This window comes from Gryllotalpicola ginsengisoli DSM 22003 (assembly GCF_000419445.1).
Lineage (GTDB): Bacteria > Actinomycetota > Actinomycetes > Actinomycetales > Microbacteriaceae > Gryllotalpicola > Gryllotalpicola ginsengisoli.
Genome location: NZ_AULK01000002.1, coordinates 135512 through 156510, shown reverse-complemented (window position 1 = coordinate 156510; position 20999 = coordinate 135512). Strand labels below are relative to the sequence as shown.

Below are 20999 nucleotides of genomic sequence, written 5' to 3'. Positions count from 1 at the left end.
CACGAGCCGGTACGCCACGCGGTTCGCCATCAGCCGTTCAGCGGCGGCCCGTTATGCTCGGGCGCGATGAGTTCCGCCATCGCACCCGCGCCGACCCGTCGCGTCGAATTCCCGTACCTCGACGGCATCCGCGGAGCGGCCGCCCTGATGATCGTCCTGTACCACACCTTCCTCTTCACCGGGATGCGCGGCGACGCCCAGCGCGCCATGCCGCATTGGGCGCACATCGTGCTCTACGGATACCTCGGCGTGCCGCTGTTCATCGTGCTGTCCGGCTACGTGCTGATGCTGCCGGTGGTGCGCACCCCGGACCTCTGGTTCCCGAAGGGGTTCCGCAACTTCGCGCTGCGCCGCGCCCGCCGCATCCTCCCGCCCTACTACGCGGCGGTCATCCTGTTCAGCGCCATGATCTGGGCCGTGCCGCTGTTCGACACGCCCCACGGCACCCAGTGGGACACGAAGATCCCGGTCAATTACAACCACGTGCTCTCGCACCTGCTGATGATCCACGACGTCTTCGCCGACTGGATCGGCAAGATCGACGGGCCGCTGTGGAGCGTGGTGGTGGAGTGGCAGATCTACTTCATCATGCCACTGCTCCTGCTGCCGATGTGGCGGCACTTCCGGCCCTGGTCGATCGCCGTCGTGTTCGCGCTGCTGGCGTGGATCGCCCCGGTGTTCCACGCGCACCACTGGCTGTACCTGCATCCGTGGCTGCTCGCCCTCTTCGTGATGGGAATGTGGGCCGCGGACCTCACAATGCGCGAGAAGCGTCCCCGTTTCCTCGGAGCGATCGCGGCCGTGAGCTGGCTGGCGATCCCGGCGGCGGAGTGGGCGGGCCACCACTACCACATCCCCGAGGCGAACATGCTCGAGTTCGGCGTGGGGGTGCCGCTCGCGTTCACCCTCGCCTGGGCGGGGCGCCGCACCGTGGAGCGCGGCCGGACCCCGTTCGTGCTGGAGCCGTTCGCCGCCCGCCCGATGCTGCGCCTGGGCCTCGTCTCCTACTCGGTCTACCTCTTCCACAGCCCCTTCATCGCCTTCGCGAACCTGCTGCTGCTGCCGCTGGGCCTGAGCACCGTGCACCAGTACCTGCTGCTCACCTTCGGGGTGGTGCCGGTCGTGCTGGCCATGTGCGTCGGGTTCTTCTGGCTGATCGAGCGGCACTTCCTCAACCAGCGCCAGCGGCACGCGGAACGCGAGCTGCGCGAGGAGGACCGGGATCCGGCCGCCTCGCCGGCGGCGGCGCAGCGGCCCGGCGCGGTGCCGGCCGGGGCGGCTCACCTGCCCCTTGCGGCCCGGCGAGACGCTCCGGCGACGGACGTGTAACCACCACGTAAATATCCCCCTTTTGGGGGACTCTTCCAGGTTCGCTTCTGCAAGACTGCCAGGCGATGCAGTACGAACAGGCCCCGACCACAGCCCGCCCGACCGCACCGACCACCCCCTCCCCCGCGCCCCGGGCCGCGGGCACCACAGGTGCGCGCTCCGACCGCTTCCGCCCCGACATCCAGGGGCTGCGGGCGATCGCCGTCGCCGCCGTCGTCGTCTACCACGGCGGAGTGCAGGTTATCTCCGGCGGCTACGTCGGCGTCGACATGTTCTTCGTCATCTCCGGCTTCCTGATCACGACGCACCTGCTGCGCGACGTGCTCGCCACCGGCAAGGTCGACTTCGCCGGCTTCTACGCCCGCCGCGCCCGGCGCATCCTGCCCGCGTCCTTCGCGGTCGTGATCCTCACCCTCGCCGCCGCGTTCCTGTTCATCCCGCCTGCGCAGATCAAGCAGGCCGCCGACGACGCCATCTGGACCGTCTTCTACGTGCCCAACATGGCGTTCGCCGAGCGCGGCACGAACTACCTGGCGCAGACGGATGCGCCGAGCCTGTTCCAGCACTACTGGTCGCTCGGCGTCGAGGAGCAGTTCTACCTGCTCTGGCCGCTGCTGCTCGTCATCTTCTTCTTCATCGCCCGCCGCTCGCGCCTCGCGCTCGGGTTCTTCCTCGCCGCGGTCGGCGCGGTCTCGCTGTGGCTGTGCGTGCAGTGGACCCCCACCGCCAACTCGTGGGCGTACTTCTCGCTGCCCGCCCGCGCGTGGGAGTTCATGGCCGGCGGCCTGATCGCCCTGCTGCTCTCGAGCGGCATCGCCCTGCCCAAGTTCCTCGGCGCGCTGCTCGGCTGGGCCGGCATCGCCGGCATCGCGTGGACGGTGCTGACCTACACCGACTCGACCTCGTTCCCCGGCACGGCCGCGATCGTCCCCGTGGCCGCGACCGCCGCCGTCATCCTGGGCGGCGCCCGGCCGGCGGTCTACGGCCCCTTCGGCCTGCTCGGCATCGCGCCGATGCGCTGGGTGGGCGAGATCTCCTACTCGCTGTACCTCGTGCACTGGCCGCTGCTGACCATCGCGCAGGCGGCCGTCGGCTCGTCGCATCCGATCTCGCTCACCTGGCGCGTGGTGATGATGGTCGCCTGCGTGCCGCTGGCCTGGCTGCTGTACCACTTCATCGAGAACCCGATCCGCCGCTCGAGGTCATTCGCGAACGCGGGTGCCGCGCCGGCGCTGATGGGCGCGGTCATCATGTCGTTCGTGCTCGTGCTCGCCGCGACCGGCCTGTCGAGCTACGCCGCACGCGCCCCGCAGACCGCCGACAAGGCGGCCGCGACCCTCACCGACGTGGGCGTGCAGGAGCACCCGAAGGGCACCGACTACGTGCCCAAGAACCTGACGCCGTCCCTCGCCGATGCGAGCAACGACAACCCGGTCGTGTACTCCGACGGCTGCCACCTCGAGCAGGACGGCACGACGCCCAAGTCCTGCGTGTTCGGCACCGACAAGTCGGCGCCGCGCGTGGTGCTGTTCGGCGACTCGCACGCAGCCCAGTGGTTCCCCGCGCTCGACACCCTGGCCGAGAAGGGCGAGATCTCGCTGCAGGTGGAGACCAAGTCGGGCTGCCCGGCCGCGTCCCTCGACGTGCTGTTCAAGGAGGGCGAGCGCGTCGTCACCTACCCCGAGTGCAACGAGTGGCGCGACGCGGTGCTGCGCAAGCTCGCCGACAACCCGCCGGCCGCCGTCATCATCTCCGAGCTGACGGACGCGACGAAGGCCGACGGCCAGGACGCGACCGCGACCGACTGGGAGAACGGCCTGGAGGAGACCCTGAACAAGCTGCCGGCCGGCGCGAAGAAGCTCGTGCTGGGCGACACGCCGTTCCCGGGCCAGGCGCCGACCGACTGCCTCTCCGGCAATCTGACGGATGCCTCGGCGTGCGACCTGCCGCTCTCGGCGGCCGCCTCCGACAAGCTCGAGAAGTCGCTGAAGACCGCGGCCACCGCGGGCTCGGCGGAGTACCTCTCCCCGACGCCGTACCTGTGCAACACGGCCGACTGCCCCGCGATCATCGGCAACGTGCTCGTCTACCGCGACGGCTCGCACCTCACCGCGACCTTCGCGAAGAGCCTGGCGCCGCTCTTCGAGGCCCGTCTGTCCGACCTGATCGGGGCGTCGGCGGCCGGCAGTTGACCGCTCGGCGAGTCGCGCGGGCCCTCATGGCAGACTTGCCGCTGTGACCGACCAGCCGACCGCGCCGAGCCGGGTCACCGTCGTGATGCGCACGAAGGACCGTGAACTCCTGCTGCACCGTGCCCTCGCGTCCGTGGCCGCGCAGACCTACCCGCACTACACCGTCGTCGTCGTCAACGACGGGGGAAGCCCCCTCGACCCATCGACCCTGCCGGCCGGGTTCGCCCCCGGCGGCGAACGGGCCGACCGGCTGGTGCTGGTGGAGAACGCCGAGCCGGCGGGGCGCTGGGCCGCGGCGAACCAGGGGGTGGCGGCGCACGACGGCCGCTACGTCGTGCTGCACGACGACGACGACACCTGGGAGCCCGGGTTCCTCGAGCACACGGTGGCGTTCCTCGACGGGAACGAGGGGTACGCGGGCGTCGTCGCCTTCACCGACATCGTCACCGACCGCGTCTACCCGGAAGGCGCGTACGAGCTCGGGCGCCAGCCGTTCGCCCGCGACATCGAGCACATCACGCTGCACGAGATGTGCCGGCACAACCTGTTCCCGCCGATCGCGTTCCTCTACCGCCGCTCGCTGCACGACGAGCTCGGCCCGTACGACGAGTCGATGCGGGTGCTGGCGGACTGGGAATTCAACCTGCGCGTGCTGCGCCGCCACGACATCGGCATGGTGCGCGAGCCGCTCGCCAACTGGCACCTGCGGGAAGAGGACTCGGGCGACGAGTTCGGCAACGTCACCCTCTCCCGGCAGACGGAGTACGAGGAGGACCGCGCGCGGCTGCTCAACAAGCTGCTGCGCGAGGACCTCGACCACGGCGCGCCGGGCGTCGGATGGCTCGTGAACCGGCTCTACTTCGAGGATCAGGCCGCCCGCCTGCGCGAGCAGCCGTGGCAGGGGCGCTACGACGAGCTGGTGCAGCACGTCGCGCAGGTCGGCGAGCACACCGTCGAGGCGGTGGACACCCACGCCGGTGCCCGGGCGCACACGCTGCTCGAAGCGGCGGAGAAGCAGGCGGAGCACCTCGACGAGCGCCTCGACGCGATCGGCGCGGCGCTGTCCGACATCCGCCAGGTCGCCGGCGGCGTGGTGCGCGACGTCGCCTCGCGCCTGTACGGCCGGGTGCGACGCGGCCGGAACGACTGAGCCGCCCCTCGCTACCCCTCGAAGAACGCCGCGGCGGCGCGCGCCTCGGCGAGCACCCGGTCGAGGTCGGCGCCGCTCACCGTAACGTGGCCGACCTTGCGGCCGGGGCGGGACTCCTTGCCGTAGCCGTGCAGCTTGGCGGCCGGGTGCGCGGCCATCGCCTGCGGGTAGCGCTGCTGCAGGCTCTCGCCGACGGGGCCGCCGAGCACGTTCACCATCACGGTCCACGGGTCGCGGGGGCGAACGTCGCCGAGCGGAAGGTCGAGCACGGCGCGCAGGTGCTGCTCGAACTGGCTGGTGACGGCGCCGTCGATCGACCAGTGCCCGCTGTTGTGCGGGCGCATCGCGAGCTCGTTGACGAGCACCCGGCCGTCGCGCGCCTCGAACAGCTCGACGGCGAGCATGCCGGTCACTCCGATGCCCTCGGCCACGCGCACGGCGATGTCCCGGGCGACCTCGGCGACGGTCGTGCCCGCCCCGTCGACGGCGACGGCCGGCTCCCCCGCCGTCGGGGCGGGGGCGATCACCTCGGCGCACACGCCGCCCTTCTGCACGGTCTCCACCACCGGGTAGGCGACGATCTCGCCGCTCGGGCGACGGGCCACCTGCTGGGCGAGCTCGCGGGTGAAGTCGACCAGCTCCTCGGCCAGCAGGGCGCCGCCACGGCCGTCCTCCGCGAGCGCCTGGAACCAGTCATCCGCCCCGCCCTTGTCGTCGACGACGCGCACGCCCTTGCCGTCGTAGCCGCCGCGAGCGGTCTTCACGACGGCGCGGCCGCCGTGCGCGTCGAGGAACGCCCCCAGCTCGTCGGCGGACTCGACCGCGGCCCAGTCGGGCACGGGCAGGCCGAGCTCGGCGACCTTGCGGCGCATGACCAGCTTGTCCTGCGCGTAGAGCAGCGCGTCGGGGCCCGGGTGCACGGGGACGCCGGCATCGACGAGCGCGTGCAGCACGTGCTGCGGCACGTGCTCGTGGTCGAAGGTGATCACGTCGACCGTGCGGGCGAAGTCGAGCACGGTCGCCTCGTCGCGGTAGTCGCCGACGGCCGTGGCCGCGAGGCCGGCGCTCATGCCGGGCGCCTCGGCCAGCACTTTGATGGTCACCCCGAGCTCGACGGCGGGCGGGATCATCATGCGGGCCAGCTGTCCTGCGCCGATCACACCGATGGTGGTGGGGGTGCTCATGGAACTCCTTCGACGGGTCGGGGGTGTCCCTTCATTCTTCCGCACGGGCGGGCCCGGGCCGGCGCCGCGGTGCCGGCGGGCGCGGGGTCAGCGGCCGGTCCAGACCGTGGTCTGCCGGGTGATGGCCGGGCTCTGCATGACCTGCCGTTGCGCGGTCTGCAGGCTGGCGGCGTTCTCCATCAGGTCGTGCAGGGCTCCCTGCACGGTGCGCGCCTGCGGGATGTCGCGCAGCACGAGAGCGGTCTCGCCGCCGACCGTGATGCGCAGATTGCCCGAGCCGAACATCGACTGCAGCGGCCCGCGCCGCAGCTCGACCTCATAGCCGCGGGAGTGCAGCAGCTCCTGGCGCACCCGGACGAGGAATCCGCTGCGCACGACGATGCGCCGCGTGGTGATGATGATGCGCCGGCTGAGCCAGGCGGCGAGCGGCAGCACGCACAGCAGGATGGTCAGCAGGGTGGCGGCGGCGAGGATCGACAGGCGCGCCCACATCTGCTCGAACTGCTGCCCGTAGTACCCGTAGGCGCCGCAGATGGCGATGAACGCGACACTCGGCCAGAACATCGCCCGCGCGTGCGGCCTGAGCCGCGCGACAACGCGTTCGGCAGGCGGTGGCGGGACCGCCGCCGGGGCACCCGGCGCCGCCGAGCGCGGGGCGTCCGGTCTGGCCATGTGCCATTAATACCGCAGGTGGGTCACGTCGCCGGCCGCGACGGCCCGGGAACCGGCATCCGTTACCACGACGAGACGTCCGGCGGCGTCCAGCCCGCCGGCGCGGCCGGTGAGAGGCGCGCCGCCGGGCAGTTCGACGCGCACCTCGCGGCCGATGGTGGAGCACTCGCGTTCCACGACCGCACGGATGCCGCAGGCTTCGGCGTCCCCTCCCGCGTTCGCCAGCTCGTACAGCAGCACCTGCAGCCCCTCGAGGTAGGCGGCGAGCAGCGCGTCGGCGTCGGGGTGCGGGGCGCCCTCGAGGCGCAGCGAGGTGGCGGTCTCGACGGGGAGGTCGGCGCGGTCGATGGTGAGGTTCACCCCGCAGCCGATCACGGCGCCGTCCCCGCCGGGCAGCAGCTCGGCGAGGATGCCGCACACCTTCCGGCCGCCGATCAGCACGTCGTTGGGCCACTTCAGCTCGACGCGGTCGGCCGGAGCGGCGGTCTCGGTCGCGGCGTCGGTCTCGGCGTCCGGCTCGGCGTCGGCGCCGGCGTCGGTGTCGGCAAGGGCCGAGCGGATGGCCCGCGCCATCGCCACCCCGGCAAGCAGAGGCAGCCAGCCGTATGCGTCGGCCGGTAGCGCCCCGGGAAGCGCGGCGGGGCGCACCAGTACCGAGGCGGCGAGCGAGGTGCCGGCAGGCGCCTGCCACTGCCGGCCGAGGCGGCCCCGGCCCGCGGTCTGCTCGTCCGTGGCGATGACCGCGAGGTGCGGCCAGCCCGAGGCATCCGTGCTCGCCGCCTCGACCAGGTCGCTGTTGGTCGACCCGGTTCTCTCCTTCACGACGAGCCGCGACGCGATGCGCCGCGTCCTCACCATCTCCTCCGCCTTCACGCCCCCCATTCTTCCCGGCCGCCCGCCTCGCGCCTCGCCCCCGCCTGCCCCGCCCACCCCGCGCTCCGGCGATTCGTCACTTTTCGCTCCTGCAGCGGCCATGAGCGACCGATCACGACGAACCGCCGGAACCGGCCTTCTCGATTCGTCGATTTGCGCTCGAACCGGCCCTGTGACGAGCCGTTTTCGACGAATCGACGACCTGCGAATCGACGACCTGAATCGACGAACGGATGCCGCCGCCGCACCCTCCCCGACCAACATCGGGCCCCGGATTTGTGGGGATCCCTGCACGGGGCCCGCCGCCGGCCCGAAGGTAAGGTGGGGCCGTGACCGATCAGCCCGCCGCGACGGACCGCGCGGCCGACCCCGCGACCGAGACCGCAGCCGAAGCAGCAGCCGAGGCCGCACCCGACCTCTCCACCACCGCCGGCCGCATCGCCGACCTGAAGCGCCGCTACGACGAGGCCGTCACCCGCAAGGAGGAGGCGAGCGCCGCCAAGCAGCACTCCAAGGGCAAGCTGACCGCCCGCGAGCGCATCCTGGGGCTGCTCGACCCGGGCACCTTCATCGAGTTCGACGAGTACGTGCGGCACCGCTCCACCGGCTTCGGCCTGGAGAACCGCCGCCCCTTCGGCGACGCCGTGATCACCGGCATCGGCGCCGTGAACGGCCGCCAGGTCGCCATCTTCAGCCAGGACTTCACCACCTTCGGCGGCAGCCTCGGCGAGGTCGCCGGCGAGAAGATCGTCAAGGTCATGGACCACGCCATCAAGACGGGCGTGCCGATGATCGGCATCCTCGACTCCGGCGGCGCGCGCATCCAGGAGGGCGTCGTCGCGCTCGGCAAGTACGCCGAGATCTTCCGCCGCAACACGGCCGCCAGCGGCGTGATCCCGCAGATCTCCATCGTGGTCGGCCCCGCGGCGGGCGGCGCGGTGTACTCCCCCGCGCTGACCGACTTCGTGATCATGGTCGACAAGACGAGCCACATGTTCGTCACCGGCCCCGACGTGATCAAGACCGTCACCGGCGAAGACGTCGGCTTCGAGGAGCTCGGCGGCGCGCTCACCCACAACAAGCTCTCCGGCGTGAGCCACTACCTGGCCACCGACGAGGACGACGCCCTCGACTATGCCCGCAGCCTGCTCGGCTACCTGCCCGACAACAACCTGAGCGACCCGCCCGTCTACGACGCCGAGCCCGAGCTCGAGGTCACCGACCTCGACCGGGAGCTGAACGCGATCATCCCCGACTCGCCCAACCAGCCGTACGACGTGACGGCGATCATCGAGCACCTCGTCGACGACGGCGAGTTCCTCGAGATCCAGCCGCTGTTCGCGCCGAACATCGTGATCGGATTCGCGCGCATCGAAGGCCGCTCGGTCGGCATCATCGCCAACCAGCCGAACGCCATGGCCGGCACGCTGAACATCGACGCGGGCGAGAAGGCGGCCCGGTTCGTCCGGTTCTGCGACGCGTTCTCGATCCCGATCCTCACCCTGGTCGACGTGCCCGGCTACCTGCCCGGCACCGACCAGGAGTGGACCGGCGTGATCCGCCGCGGCGCCAAACTGCTGTACGCCTACGCCGAGGCGACGGTGCCGCTCGTCACCGTGATCACCCGCAAGGCCTACGGCGGCGCGTACATCGTGATGGGCTCCAAGCAGCTCGGCGCCGACATCAACCTCGCCTGGCCGACGGCGGAGATCGCGGTGATGGGCGGTCAGGGCGCGGTGAACATCCTCTACCGCAACCAGATCTCCGAGGCGCGCGAGCGCGGCGAAGACGTCACGGCCCTGCGCCAGAAGCTCGCCACCGAGTACGCGTACAACGTCGCCTCGCCGTACCTGGCGGCCGAGCGCGGCGAGCTCGACACGGTGATCGAGCCGGCGGCGACACGCGTCGCGATCATCAAGGCGCTGCGCTCGCTGCGCACCAAGCGCGCCGCGATGCCGCCGAAGAAGCACGGGAACATCCCGCTGTGACCCCGCCGCCCGACCCGTCGGCGGCCGCCGGCGACATCCGCTTCGTCACCGAGCACCTCACCGCGGAGGAGGTCGCCGCCGCCACCGCCGTGCTCACCGCCGCCCTGCAGCAGCAGGCGCAGTCCGCCGACCCGCGACTCGAGGCGCCGCGCGCCTCCGCCTGGAGCCGCTCGATGCGCCTGCGCGAGCCCCTGCCCCGCAGCTGGCGCAGCTTCCAGGGCTGAACCGCCCGCACGACGACGTGAGACGCTAGACGGATGCCTCAGCGCCACCGCCCCCGCACCCCGGCGGCCCCGGACCCCGCGGTCGGCACCGAGATCGAGCTCGAGCTCACCGGCGTCGCCCACGGCGGCGTGATGGTCGCCCGGCACGAGGGCCGGGTCGTGTTCGTCGCCGACGGCATCCCCGGCGAGCGCGTGCGCGCCCGGGTCACCGCGGCGAAGAAGAGCTTCTGGCGCGCCGACGTCGTCGAGGTGCTGCGGCCGAGCCCGCACCGGCGCGAGCACGTCTGGCCCGAGGCATCCGTCGACCGCGACCCCGCCGAACGCGCCGGGGGCGCCGAGTTCGGGCACATCGCCCTCGCCCACCAGCGCGAGCTGAAGCGCCAGGTGGTCGCCGACGCGCTCGCCCGCTTCGCGCACCTCGAGCGCGAGGTGATGGTGCAGGCGCTGCCCGGCGACGACGAGGGCAACGGCATCGGATGGCGCACCCGGGTGCGCCTGCACGTGTCCGCCGACGGCGCCGTCGGCCCCTACTCGGCCCGCTCGCACACGGTGGTCCCGGTGCGGTCGCTGCCGCTCGCGGCCCCCGCGATCGCCGAGGCGGCGCCGCTCGGCGCGCGGCTCAGCGATGCGGCATCCGTCGACCTGATCGCGCCGTCGACGGGAGGGGCGATCTCGCTCGTGACCGGGCGCGACGGCCGCGGCCCCCGGCGGGAGCCGATCGTGGAGCGCGTCGGCGAGCGCGAGTTCCGGCTTCCGGCCGACGGCTTCTGGCAGGTGCACCGGCTCGCGGCGCAGACCCTCACCGACGCGGTGCGACGGGCCGTGGACCCGGACCGGGTCGACCCGGCGGCCGACAACCTCGACCTGTACGGCGGGGTCGGCCTGCTGGCGGCCGCCTTCGGCGACGCGTTCGGCCGCTCCACCCGCATCACCAGCGTGGAGAGCAACCCGGAGGCCACCGAGTTCGCCGGGCGCAACCTCGCGGACTGGGTCGGGGCCCGCGCCGAGACGGGCCGCGTCGAGCAGTGGCTGCGCGGCCGCGCCGCCCGCGCGACGGCCGCCGAGCGGGCCAGGCAGCGGGCGGCGACCGTGGTGCTCGATCCGCCTAGGGCGGGCGCCGGCAAGGCGGTCGTCGACGAGCTGCTCGCCCTCGCCCCCGCCCAGCTCGTCTACGTGGCCTGCGACCCGGTGGCCTTCGCCCGCGACGCGGCGCTGTTCGCCGCCGGCGGCTACGAGGTGCGCGCGCTCGAGGCGTTCGACCTGTTCCCCCACACCCACCACCTGGAGCTGGTCGCCTCGCTCACTCCCGCGCACGCGTAGCACCGCGTCCCCGAGGGGTCGGTACCATGCTTGCCATGGTGACTGTGGCGATCGTCGACGATCACGAGTCGGTACGCATCGGGCTGCGCGCCGCCTGCCAGAACGCCGGGATCACCGTGCTCGACGAGGCGGCGAACGTCGCCGGCCTGCTGCCCGCGCTCCGCAACGCCCCGGCCGACGTGGTCGTGCTCGACCTGTCGCTCGGCGACGGCTCGTGCGTGACCGACAACGTCAAGCGACTGCAGAGCGCCGGCAGCTCGGTGCTCGTGCACTCCATCGCCGACCGGGTGCAGGCGGTGCGCGAGGCGCTCGCGGCGGGCGCCGCGGGCGTGATCCCGAAGTCCGCACCCACCGGCGCCGTCATCGACGCGATCCGCACCGTCGCGGGCGGCGGCGTGCTCAACAACCTCGAGTGGGCGAGCGCGATCGACGCCGACAACGACTTCGCGCGCGCCAAGCTCGGCCAGCGCGAGCGCGACGTGCTGCACCTGTACGCCTCTGGCCTGCCGCTCAAGGCGGTGGCCGCGCAGCTCGGCATCGCGCACTCCACGGCACGCGAGTACCTCGACCGCATCCGCGTGAAGTACATCGAGGTGGGCCGACCCGCCCCGACCAAGGTCGATCTGCTGCGCCGCGCGGTCGAAGACGGCATCCTGCCGGGGCTCGCCGCGGACGCCGCGGGCGGCACGAATGAGCGCCCCTGAGCCGTCCCGCCCGGTGCCGCCGGCCAGGCGGCACCCCCTCACGCGCGACCGCATCGAGACGATGGTCTCCCGCGCCATCGTCGGTTTCGGGCTCGTCTTCGGCGTGCTGGTGCTCCCCGACCTGCTCGCCGCGCAGCCGCACCTCGTGCAGCCCCTCGGCGGGCTGCAGGCGGCCGCCCTGTGCCTTTCGCTGATCACCGCAGCCACCGCGGCCCTGCTGCGGCGCGCCGTGGCGGCCGCGACCGCCGCGTTCGCGGTGCTGTACCTCGTCGAGCTCGTGCTGTGGCCGGTCACCGACCAGCGCGGCGACGTCGACGGCACCTCCTGGTTGTGGATGCTCTGCACCGTCGCCGCCGCGTATGCGACCGTGGCGCTGCCGGCGTGGCTCGCGGGCGTGTACGTGTTCGTCTCGGCCGGGCTCTTCGCCTCGGTGCTGTGCGTCGTCAGCGACGGCGCGGACGGCCGCACCGCGCTGCTCGACTGCGTGTACTCGGCGCTGGTCGGCTGCGTCATCCTCACCATCGCGACGATGCTGCGCAGCAGCGCGAGCCGCGTCGACGCCGCGCAGCGGGCCGCCCTCGACAACTACGAGCACGGCCTGCGCGAGCACCTCGGCGAGGCCGAGCGCGTCGAGGTCGACGCCCTCGTGCACGACAGCGTGCTCACGACCCTGCTCGCCGCGGCCGGTGCGCGCACCCCGGAGGCGAAGCAGCTCGCCGCGCGCATGGCCGCCGACGCGCTCGGCCACCTGTCGTCCGCGGCTCCCGTCGCCGACGCCTCGGCCGAGGCGACGACGGATGGCGCGGCCCTCGTCGCCTCGCTGCACCGCTCCGCCGGTTCGCTGCCGCATCCGGCGGAGGTACGCACGGACGGTCCGCCGCCGCCCGCCGTGCCCTCGCCGGTCGCGGAGGCGCTGCACGCGGCATCCTTGCAGGCCTTGCTGAACAGCTCGCAGCACGCCGGCGGCGCCGAGGTGCACCGCCGCGTGACGGTGACCGGGCTGCCCGACACCGACCCGCCGGGCGTCCGCATCGTGATCGCGGACGACGGCGCGGGCTTCGACCTCGCCGACGTCGCACCCCGGCGGCTCGGGCTCGCGACGTCGATCATCCACCGCATGGAGGTCGCCGGCGGCGCCGCCCACGTCGCCTCGACCAAGGGCGCCGGCACCGTCATCACGCTCACCTGGCCCGCGCCGCCTCGCGCGCGCGAGCGCGGCGAGCAGCGGCACGACGAGGTGCGGGCGTGATCGCCCTCAGTCGCACGGCGATCATCTGGCTCGCCGCGCTGTTCTCCGCCTATCACGTGGTGCTAGCGCTCACCTCGCTCGACGTGCCGCGCTCCCCCGTGCCGACCGTCGTGTCGCTCGTGCTGTTCGCGGCCGCCATCACGCTCAGCCTGCTGCGCCCGAAGGCGCGCACGCTGCCGCTCGGGGTCGCGTTATTCGACCTCGCCGTCGCCGTGGCGCTGCCGCTCGCGGTGACCTCGCAGCTCGACCCGGACCGCTCGAACGGCTACGCCACCTGGCACGTCGCGGCCGTCGGCACCCTGCTCACGGTCGTCATGGTGCGCGGCCGGGAGTGGATCGCCTGGGCGGGCCTCGCGTTCCTGACGGTGCAGTCGCTGATCTGGGCGGGGTTCGCAGCCCTGGGCGACCTCGGCGTGATCGGCAGCATCGTCTGGGTCGTCGCGGCCAACGTGGTCATGTTCGCGGTGCAGAAGACCGGGGAGGACGCCGAGCGGTTCGCGCAGGTCGAGCGCAAGGCGTCCGCGTGGCGGGCGGCGTACGACGCCCACGTGGTCGAGCGGCAGCGCCGGCTCGAGCACACCTACACGCTGGCCGAGCCGCTGCTCACCGAGATCGTGCGCACCGGCGGCGACCTGAGCGAGGAGCAGCGCCGGGAGTGCCTGCTGCTGGAGGCGATGATGCGCGACGAGATCCGCGGGCGCGGGCTGCTCGACGACGAGGTGCGCCGGGTCGTGACGGATGCGCGGCGCCGAGGCGCCTCGGTGAGCCTGCTCGACGAGGGCGGTCTGGACGAGCTGGGCGAGGCCGACCGGGCGCGCGTGCTGCGCCGGCTCGCGCGGGCGATCGCCGGATCCGACGCCGACACGCTCATCGTGCGCTCGGCGCCGCGCGACGGGGATGCCGCGGTCACGGTGGTCGGACTCGACGACGGCGCCGCCGAGGACGACGTGGCGCTGTGGCTGGAGATCAAGCCCTGACGGCGATCAACACCGAGACCGAGCCGGCACTGCAGACGACGGGCGCGGCTTGCGGCGGGGGCGCCGAGCGCCCCCACCGGAAGCAACGAGCCGGAACGACAACCCGAATGTCTTCCCGACTCCCCCCAATGACATCCGCCCACATACCCTATTCGGCGAATGATTGAGACAGCCTCTGCTCGAGAGAGAGTCGCTGTTCATAGACATGCTCTACGAATCGCCGGAGTCGGCACAGTCGTCTCTTCGGGGGACAGTCCGGGGGACGGCGCGCGGGCCGTATCGTGAAAGCCTATGCGCGTGTATCTCGCCTCGACCTCCCCGGCCCGCCTGATGCTGCTGCGACAGGCGGGCATCGAACCCGTGGTGGTGCCGTCGCAGGTCGACGAGCCGGCCGCCGTGGCCGCCGCGGAGGCGGAGCACGGCATCCTCACCCCCGAGCACACGGTGCAGCTGCTGGCTCGCGCCAAGGCCGAGGCCGTCGTCGGCACGCAGGTCGACGGCGCCCCCATCGACGGGCTGATCGTCGGCGGCGACAGCGTGTTCCACATCGACGACACCGTCTTCGGCAAACCGCACCTGCCCGAGCTGGCCACCGAGCGCTGGGGCCGGCAGCGCGGCCGCACCGGCGTGCTGCACTCGGGGCACTGGGTCATCGACCACCGCGGGGGGCGGGTGCGCGGTGCGGCGGGTGCGACGGCCGCGGCATCCGTCACCTTCGTCGACGACATGACGGATGCCGAGATCGAAGCGTACGTCGCGAGCGGCGAGCCGCTCGAGGTGGCCGGCGCGTTCACGATCGACAGCCTCGGCGGCCCGTTCATCGAGCGCATCGACGGCGATCCCTCGACGGTCGTCGGCATGTCGCTGCCGACCCTGCGCCGCCTGGTCCGCTCCCTCGGCGTGGAGTGGACCGCGCTGTGGAACCGCCCCCGCGCCTCCTGAGCGCGGCGCCGAACCGCCGCGGAAACGACAAAGCTTCCGAGAGACTTTTGTCGGTGGCGGCCAAATCCGGCTTGGTGCCGGTCCGTAGGCTGAAGGGGTGCCCCACATCTCAAAAGTCCTGATCGCCAACCGCGGCGAGATCGCGGTCCGAGTCATCCGAGCGGCAAAGGACAGCGGGATCGGGTCGGTCGCGGTCTACGCCGATCAGGACCGGGACGCCCTGCACGCCCGCCTCGCCGACGAGGCGTACGCGCTGGGCGGCACCACGAGCGTCGAGACGTACCTGGTGATCGACAAGCTGCTCTCGGTCGCGCGCCGCTCCGGCGCCGACGCCGTGCACCCCGGATACGGCTTCCTCGCCGAGAACGCCGACTTCGCCCGCGCCGTGATCGACGCCGGGCTGACCTGGATCGGCCCGAGCCCTGAGGCGATCGAGCGGCTGGGCGACAAGGTGAGCGCGCGGCACGTCGCCGAACTGGCCGGCGCACCGATGGCGCCCGGCACGCTCAACCCCGTCGCGGACGCCGACGAGGTGCTCGCGTTCGCCGACGAGCACGGCCTGCCGGTCGCGATCAAGGCCGCGTTCGGCGGCGGCGGCCGCGGCCTCAAGGTCGCCCGTACCCGTGAGGAGATCCCGGAGCTGTTCGACTCGGCCACCCGCGAGGCGGTGGCCTCGTTCGGCCGCGGCGAATGCTTCGTCGAGAAGTACCTCGACACCCCGCGCCACGTCGAGACGCAGTGCCTGGCCGACGCCGCCGGCAACGTCGTGGTCGTCTCGACCCGCGACTGCTCCCTGCAGCGCCGCCACCAGAAGCTGGTCGAGGAGGCGCCCGCGCCGTTCCTGACGGATGCGCAGCGCGAGGAGCTCTATCGCGCGTCGAAGGCGATCCTGAAGGAGGTCGGCTACGTCGGCGCCGGAACCTGCGAGTTCCTCATCGGGAAGGACGGCACGGTCTCGTTCCTCGAGGTGAACACCCGCCTGCAGGTGGAGCACCCGGTGTCGGAGGAGGTCACCGGACTCGACCTGGTGCGCGAGCAGTTCCGCATCGCGGCAGGCGGGCTGCTGGATTACCCCGACCCCGAGCCGCGGGCGCACTCCTTCGAGTTCCGCATCAACGGCGAGGACCCGGGCCGGAACTTCATGCCGGCCCCCGGTCCCGTGCGCGTGTTCAAGCCGGCCGCAGGCCCCGGCGTGCGCGTCGACTCGGGCGTGCAGGCCGGCGACGAGATCTCCGGCGCGTTCGACTCGCTGCTCGCCAAGCTGATCGTCACGGGCGCGACCCGGGAGCAGGCGCTCGAGCGCGCCCGCCGTGCGCTGGACGAGTTCGAGGTGGCCGGGCTTCCGACCGTGCTGCCCTTCCATCGGGCGATCGTGCGGGATCCGGCGTTCGCCCCCGACGGCGGCGAGCCGTTCCGGGTGCACACGCGCTGGATCGAGACCGAGTGGGCCGGCGGGGTTCCGGCGTGGACCGGCGCGGCCGGCGAGCCCGCCGCGGATGACGAGCGGCACGCGGTCGTGCTCGAGGTCGACGGCCGGCGCGTGGAGGTCTCCCTGCCCAGCAAGCTGCTGCTCTCCCCCGGCACCCGCCGCGCCGGTGCCGCGCCGCGCCGTGCGACCCGCGGCGGCGGCCGCACGGGCGGCCCCGCCGCCTCCGGCAACTCGGTGACGGCGCCGATGCAGGCGACCGTCGTGAAGGTCGCCGTCGAGGAGGGCGCGGAGGTCGTCAAGGGCGACCTCGTCGTCGTGCTCGAGGCGATGAAGATGGAGCAGCCGCTCACCGCCCACAAGGACGGCCGGGTCACGGATCTGAACGCGCAGGTGGGCGCGACGGTCGCCTCCGGCACCCGGCTGCTGAGCATCGTCTGATCGCCGAATCCGGAACAATCGACCGCCTCGTCAGCTTCGGCGGCTAGGGTGCCCTTCGACGACCCCGACGTCGAAGGGAAGACGATGCGACGAATTGCTCTCACCGTCGCCGCAGCGCTCACCGGCCTCGCGGTGGTGTTCGCCACGGCGGCACCCGCGTCCGCGACGGACACGGGAGCGCCGGACTCCGGATACCTCCAGGGCTTCGACGTGAGCAATTTCCAGCCGTCGGCCGACATCGCCGGCGCCGCTGAGGACGGCGCGAAGTTCGTGTTCGTGAAGTCGGGCGACACGATGTCGCTCAACGACCCGGCCTACACCCCCAGTTCCGACTTCGACGAGCAATGGGAGGAGGCCGGAGAGGCGGGGCTGATCCGCGGAGCCTACGTCGTGGCGGGCATGGGCGACGGCAGCAAGGCATCCGACCCGCGCGCCGAAGCCGACGCGTTCGCCGACCACGTCGGGGAGCTCCTGAGCGAGCCGAACGTGCTGCCTCCTGTCGTCGACCTCGAGGCCGGCAAGACCACCCACTGCTGGATGTCCTCCGACGAGACCCACTGCTGGATGTCCTCCGACGAGGACTGGGTGAAGGACCTCTCCGCGAACCGCGCGCGGATGGTCACGTGGCTGCAGGCCTTCTCCGCCGAGGTCAAGGCGCAGACCGGCCGCACCCCGATCATCTACACCAACTCCGACTGGTGGAACTACTGCACGGGCGGCAGCACGGCGTTCGCCGCGAACCGGCTCTGGATCGCCGACTGGTCCTCGGCCACCGCGCCGACCCTGCCGAAGGGCTGGAGCAGCTACGCGTTCTGGCAGTGGCGCGAGGACGCCGACTCGTCGGACGGCTTCCCCGGCGATCAGGACGTGTTCCACGGCACCGCGGCGAGCCTGCAGACCCTCCTCACGCCGCTGCCGAAGAAGCCCAAGCCGACCGTGACCGGCACGGTGAAGGTGGGCAACACCCTCACCGCGCACGCCGGGGACTGGGGTTCGGCGCAGCTGCGCTACCAGTGGTACGCCTCGAGCAAGGCGATCAGCGGGGCGACCTCGTCGACTCTGCCGCTGTCCGCCGGCCTGTACGGCAAGACGATCACGGTGCACGTCATCGGATCCGAGGCCGGCTACGCCGGGGCCGAGACCGGCTCGACGGCCACCGCGCGCGTCGCGGCCGGCACCCTGAAGTCGGTCACGCCGACGATCAGCGGCACGCTCGCCGTCGGCCACACGCTCACGGCCGTGCGCGGCACCTGGACCAGCGGAACGACCTACTCGTACCAGTGGTACGCGTCGAGCACCGCCATCAAGGGCGCCACCGGAAAGACGCTGAAGCTGACCAGCGCCCTGCGCGGCAAGACCATCACGGTGCATGTGACCGGCCGGAAGACCGGCTACGTCACGGCGGTCAGGGGGTCGGCGAGGTCGGCTCCCGTACGGTAGCCGCCCGCCCCGCGAGCGACAGCGTCACGAGCTGCAGGCTGATCCGCTTCGTCATCGCGGCGATCGAGTCGCGCCCGGTGAGGTCGGTGGCCAGCCACGTGCAGATCAGCCAGACGATGCCGCCGGAGATGATCGCGATCTTGTCGCGCGTCTCCTCCGCCTGCGGCTCGGCCACGGCGGCACCGAGCGGCGAGTGCTGCAGGATGCGCCGCGCTAGCAGGCCGACGCCCGCGTCGATCAGCTGCCGCGTGCTCGGTCCGTTGAACACGCGGCGGTAGAAGTCGCCGTGCTCGGCCAGGTGCTCGAGCAGCTCGTGCACGATCGGCTCGAGCGCCGAGAGCCACGCCTCCAGCGACGAGCTCTGGGGCACGCGGTCGGCCACGCGCACGTCGTCGTGGCGAGAGAACTCGGCGTCCAGCCGGGCGATCGCCGCGTCGCTGGCGAGCTGCGCCAGGTCGGTGAAGTGCTGGTAGAAGGTCGGGCGGGTCACGCCGGCCGCGCGCACGACCTGGGTGATCGAGATCTGCTCCAGGTCGACCTCGTCGAGCAGTGCGGTCATCGCGGCGACGAGCGCGGCGCGCGAGCGCACGGCACGGGGGTCGGCGGGTTGACCGGTCACAGAGGAATGATGCCACGTTCCCGGCGTGCTTTACAGGTGTAAGATAGTCGCGGTCGGCAGCACCGGCAGGAGAGGACCCGACAGTGAGCACACCCTCGAACGAGACCCGCAAGCGCAACCGGGCGGTACGCATCGCCATCGCGGCGATCGCCTGCATCCCCCTCATCTACGGCGGCGCCCTGATCTGGGCGAACCAGGACCCGACCCATCGGCTCGACCAGGTCCCCGCCGCGGTCGTCGACCTCGACAAGCCCGTGACCAGCGACGGGAAGACCGTGGCCGTCGGGCGCGAGGTGACGAAGAACCTGCTTGCCGACGACTCGAGCCAGAACTTCGACTGGGTCGAGACGGATGCCTCCACCGCACGCTCCGGCCTGAAGGACGGCACCTACCTCGCCGTGCTCACCCTGCCCCGCACCATGTCCGCCGACGCGGTCTCCACCGGCGGCGACGAGCCGATGGCGGCGAAGGCCTCCGCGGTCACCATCACCACCAACGACGCCGACAACTACATCGTCGGCACCATCTCCAAGTCGGTCGGCACCGCGATCACCGAGTCCGCCTCGGCCGAGGTCTCCCGCGACTACCTCGAGCAGGTCTATCTCGGCATCACCGACCTGCACGACCAGCTCGACGAGGCGGCCGACGGGGCCGAGAAGGTCTCGGACGGCGCATCCGATGTCGAAGACGGCGCCGACTCCCTCGCCTCGGGCAGCGCCCAGAGCGCGTCGGGCGCGAAGCAGCTCGCCTCCGGGCTCAGCACGCTGGCGCAGGGCGCGAGCAGCCTCGCCGACGGCACGCAGCAGGTCGCGAGCGGCGCGGACACGCTGTCGCAGGGGGCCTCGCAGCTCGCCTCCGGCGCGGACACTCTGAGCAGCGGGCTCACGCAGCTGCAGCAGAAGACCTCCTCCCTGCCCGACGACACCGCCACCCTGAACCAGGGCGCGCAGCAGCTCGCGGACGGGCTCTCCGACGCGAAGTCCGGGTACACCACGGGGGTCGATCAGCTGGCCGACGCGTGCGCGCAGATCCAGGCCGACCCGGTGCTGAAGCTCGACCCGGTGGGACAGCAGCTGTGCGCCGGCATCGACCAGGTGGCCGGTGCCAAGAACGCCGACGGGCAGTACGCCAACAGCGCCGCCGTGCGCGCCGGCGCCGCCGCCGTCGCCGACGGCACCCAGACGCTCGCCGACCAGGCGCCGACCCTGAGCTCCGGCATCGCGCAGGCCGCCTCGGGCGCGCAGACCCTCGACGGCAAGCTGCAGGACGCGGCGTCGGGCGCGAAGACGCTCGCCTCCGGGGCGGAGCAGTCGGCGCAGGGTGCCGCCCAGCTCGACTCCGCGGCGGCGCAGGCCTCGGCCGGGGCATCCGATCTCGCCAGCGGGACCGCGCAGCTCGCGAGCGGCGCCTCCAAGCTCGACTCGGGGGCGGGAACGCTCGCCTCGGGCGCGAAGACGCTGACGAGCAAGCTCACGGATGGCGCGGCACAGGTGCCCACGTACACGACGGCCGAGCGGGCGCATCTCGCGAAGGTCGCCGCGCAACCGGTCGCGTTCAAGCAGACGCACCTGAACGCGGTGCCGAGCTACGGCTACGGCCTCGCCCCCTACTTCATGGCGCTCGGCATGTGGGTCGGCGGGCTGTCGATCTACATGCTGCTGCGGGCGATCCCGCACCGCGCGCTCGAGCGGGGCCGACCCGGCTGGTTCTCCGCCGTACTCGGCTACCTGCGCGGGGCCGGCGTCTCGATCGCGCAAGCGGCGGGCATGTACCTCATCGTCACGCTCGCGATCGGCGTGCACCCGGATCACCCGGCCGGCCTCGCGCTGTTCCTCGGCCTCGCCGGGCTCGCGTTCACGGCGGTCAACCACGCGCTGATGGTGCTGTTCGGCAGCCGCGGCCGGTTCCTCGGGCTGCTGCTCGTCGTGCTGCAGCTGTCGGCCGCCGGGGCCACCTACCCGATCCAGACCACGCCGCGGTTCTTCCAGGTGATCCACGGGGCGCTGCCGCTCACCTACGCGGTGAACGCGATCCGCTCGCTCATCGCCGGCGGCACCGCCGGCGTGCCGCAAGGCGTCGCGGTGCTCGTGTGCTGGCTGTTCGGCGCGCTGGCCGTCTCGGTCGGCGTCACCGCCTGGCGCCGCGCGCGGAAGCAGGAGATCCTCTTGCCCGACTTCGCCGTGTAGCCATCTCCAGGTCCCTGCGTCCGCTTGCGCTACTCGCGCAGACTCGCGCGCCTGTCGTGTGAGTGGCGCGTGTCTGTGGGAGC

General features: G+C 72.4%; 17 protein-coding genes. 13 read left to right on the top strand and 4 right to left on the bottom strand.

All coding sequences use genetic code 11. From position 1 onward, the window contains the following. The first annotated feature begins 66 nt into the window (after positions 1 to 66). The 3 genes from H563_RS15155 (at position 67) to H563_RS15150 (ending at position 4671) form a co-directional block, all read left to right on the top strand. Positions 67 to 1329, top strand: a complete 1263-nt coding sequence (locus tag H563_RS15155; RefSeq protein ID WP_051142647.1) for an acyltransferase family protein — start codon at positions 67 to 69, stop codon at positions 1327 to 1329. Between the two features lie 65 nt (positions 1330 to 1394). Further along, positions 1395 to 3521: an acyltransferase family protein gene (locus H563_RS0105240; RefSeq protein ID WP_022881552.1), complete on the top strand. Its 2127-nt coding sequence runs from the start codon at positions 1395 to 1397 to the stop codon at positions 3519 to 3521. A 43-nt stretch (positions 3522 to 3564) separates the two neighbouring features. Next, positions 3565 to 4671 carry a glycosyltransferase family A protein gene (locus tag H563_RS15150; protein ID WP_051142646.1) on the top strand — a complete coding sequence of 369 codons (1107 nt, stop codon included), beginning with the start codon at positions 3565 to 3567 and terminating at the stop codon, positions 4669 to 4671. Between the two features lie 11 nt (positions 4672 to 4682). Here H563_RS15150 and H563_RS0105230 read toward each other — a convergent pair whose 3' ends face one another. The 3 genes from H563_RS0105230 to H563_RS0105220 all read right to left on the bottom strand — a co-directional run bounded on the left by H563_RS0105230 (position 4683) and on the right by H563_RS0105220 (position 7409). Continuing rightward, on the bottom strand, positions 4683 to 5855 hold the full coding sequence (locus H563_RS0105230) for a 5-(carboxyamino)imidazole ribonucleotide synthase (protein ID WP_022881551.1): 1173 nt from the start codon (positions 5853 to 5855) through the stop codon (positions 4683 to 4685). A gap of 87 nt (positions 5856 to 5942) precedes the next feature. Next, positions 5943 to 6419 carry a PH domain-containing protein gene (locus H563_RS0105225; RefSeq protein ID WP_027479125.1) on the bottom strand — a complete coding sequence of 159 codons (477 nt, stop codon included), beginning with the start codon at positions 6417 to 6419 and terminating at the stop codon, positions 5943 to 5945. 114 nt (positions 6420 to 6533) lie between these two features. Then, entirely contained in the window at positions 6534 to 7409 is an 876-nt protein-coding gene (locus H563_RS0105220) for a biotin--[acetyl-CoA-carboxylase] ligase (RefSeq protein ID WP_027479124.1), read from the bottom strand. Positions 7410 to 7837: 428 nt separating this feature from the next. On the opposite strand from H563_RS0105220, the gene H563_RS15145 reads away from it, so the two are divergent. From H563_RS15145 to H563_RS17270, 9 genes are all read left to right on the top strand, one after another. Then, positions 7838 to 9388 (top strand): acyl-CoA carboxylase subunit beta, encoded by a 1551-nt coding sequence (locus H563_RS15145; RefSeq protein WP_051142658.1) that lies wholly within the window; start codon positions 7838 to 7840, stop codon positions 9386 to 9388. Beyond that, on the top strand, positions 9385 to 9612 hold the full coding sequence (locus H563_RS0105210; RefSeq protein WP_027479123.1) for an acyl-CoA carboxylase epsilon subunit: 228 nt from the start codon (positions 9385 to 9387) through the stop codon (positions 9610 to 9612). The genes H563_RS15145 and H563_RS0105210 overlap by 4 nt, the downstream gene beginning before the upstream one ends. A 33-nt stretch (positions 9613 to 9645) precedes the next feature. Then, positions 9646 to 10932, top strand: a complete 1287-nt coding sequence (locus H563_RS0105205) for a class I SAM-dependent RNA methyltransferase (RefSeq protein WP_022881547.1) — start codon at positions 9646 to 9648, stop codon at positions 10930 to 10932. A gap of 35 nt (positions 10933 to 10967) precedes the next feature. Beyond that, complete coding sequence (locus tag H563_RS0105200; protein WP_022881546.1) at positions 10968 to 11636, top strand: response regulator transcription factor; 669 nt, start codon at positions 10968 to 10970, stop codon at positions 11634 to 11636. After that, complete coding sequence (locus H563_RS0105195) at positions 11623 to 12885, top strand: sensor histidine kinase (RefSeq protein WP_027479121.1); 1263 nt, start codon at positions 11623 to 11625, stop codon at positions 12883 to 12885. The genes H563_RS0105200 and H563_RS0105195 overlap by 14 nt, the downstream gene beginning before the upstream one ends. Then, positions 12882 to 13862, top strand: a complete 981-nt coding sequence (locus H563_RS0105190) for a hypothetical protein (RefSeq protein ID WP_022881544.1) — start codon at positions 12882 to 12884, stop codon at positions 13860 to 13862. Before H563_RS0105195 ends, H563_RS0105190 begins: the two co-directional genes overlap by 4 nt. A 291-nt stretch (positions 13863 to 14153) precedes the next feature. Further along, complete coding sequence (locus tag H563_RS0105185; RefSeq protein ID WP_022881543.1) at positions 14154 to 14804, top strand: Maf family protein; 651 nt, start codon at positions 14154 to 14156, stop codon at positions 14802 to 14804. Between the two features lie 97 nt (positions 14805 to 14901). Next, positions 14902 to 16671, top strand: coding sequence for an acetyl/propionyl/methylcrotonyl-CoA carboxylase subunit alpha (locus tag H563_RS0105180; protein ID WP_022881542.1), 1770 nt, complete (start codon positions 14902 to 14904; stop codon positions 16669 to 16671). A 48-nt stretch (positions 16672 to 16719) separates the two neighbouring features. Beyond that, positions 16720 to 18111: a GH25 family lysozyme gene (locus H563_RS17270; protein WP_022881541.1), complete on the top strand. Its 1392-nt coding sequence runs from the start codon at positions 16720 to 16722 to the stop codon at positions 18109 to 18111. On the opposite strand, the gene H563_RS17265 is transcribed toward H563_RS17270, so the two are convergent. Beyond that, a complete protein-coding gene (locus H563_RS17265) occupies positions 18077 to 18730 on the bottom strand; it encodes a TetR/AcrR family transcriptional regulator (protein WP_022881540.1) in 654 nt (217 codons plus the stop codon). The genes H563_RS17270 and H563_RS17265 overlap by 35 nt on opposite strands. An 83-nt stretch (positions 18731 to 18813) precedes the next feature. On the opposite strand from H563_RS17265, the gene H563_RS0105165 reads away from it, so the two are divergent. Next, entirely contained in the window at positions 18814 to 20916 is a 2103-nt protein-coding gene (locus H563_RS0105165; RefSeq protein WP_022881539.1) for a YhgE/Pip domain-containing protein, read from the top strand. The last annotated feature ends 83 nt before the right edge of the window (positions 20917 to 20999 follow it).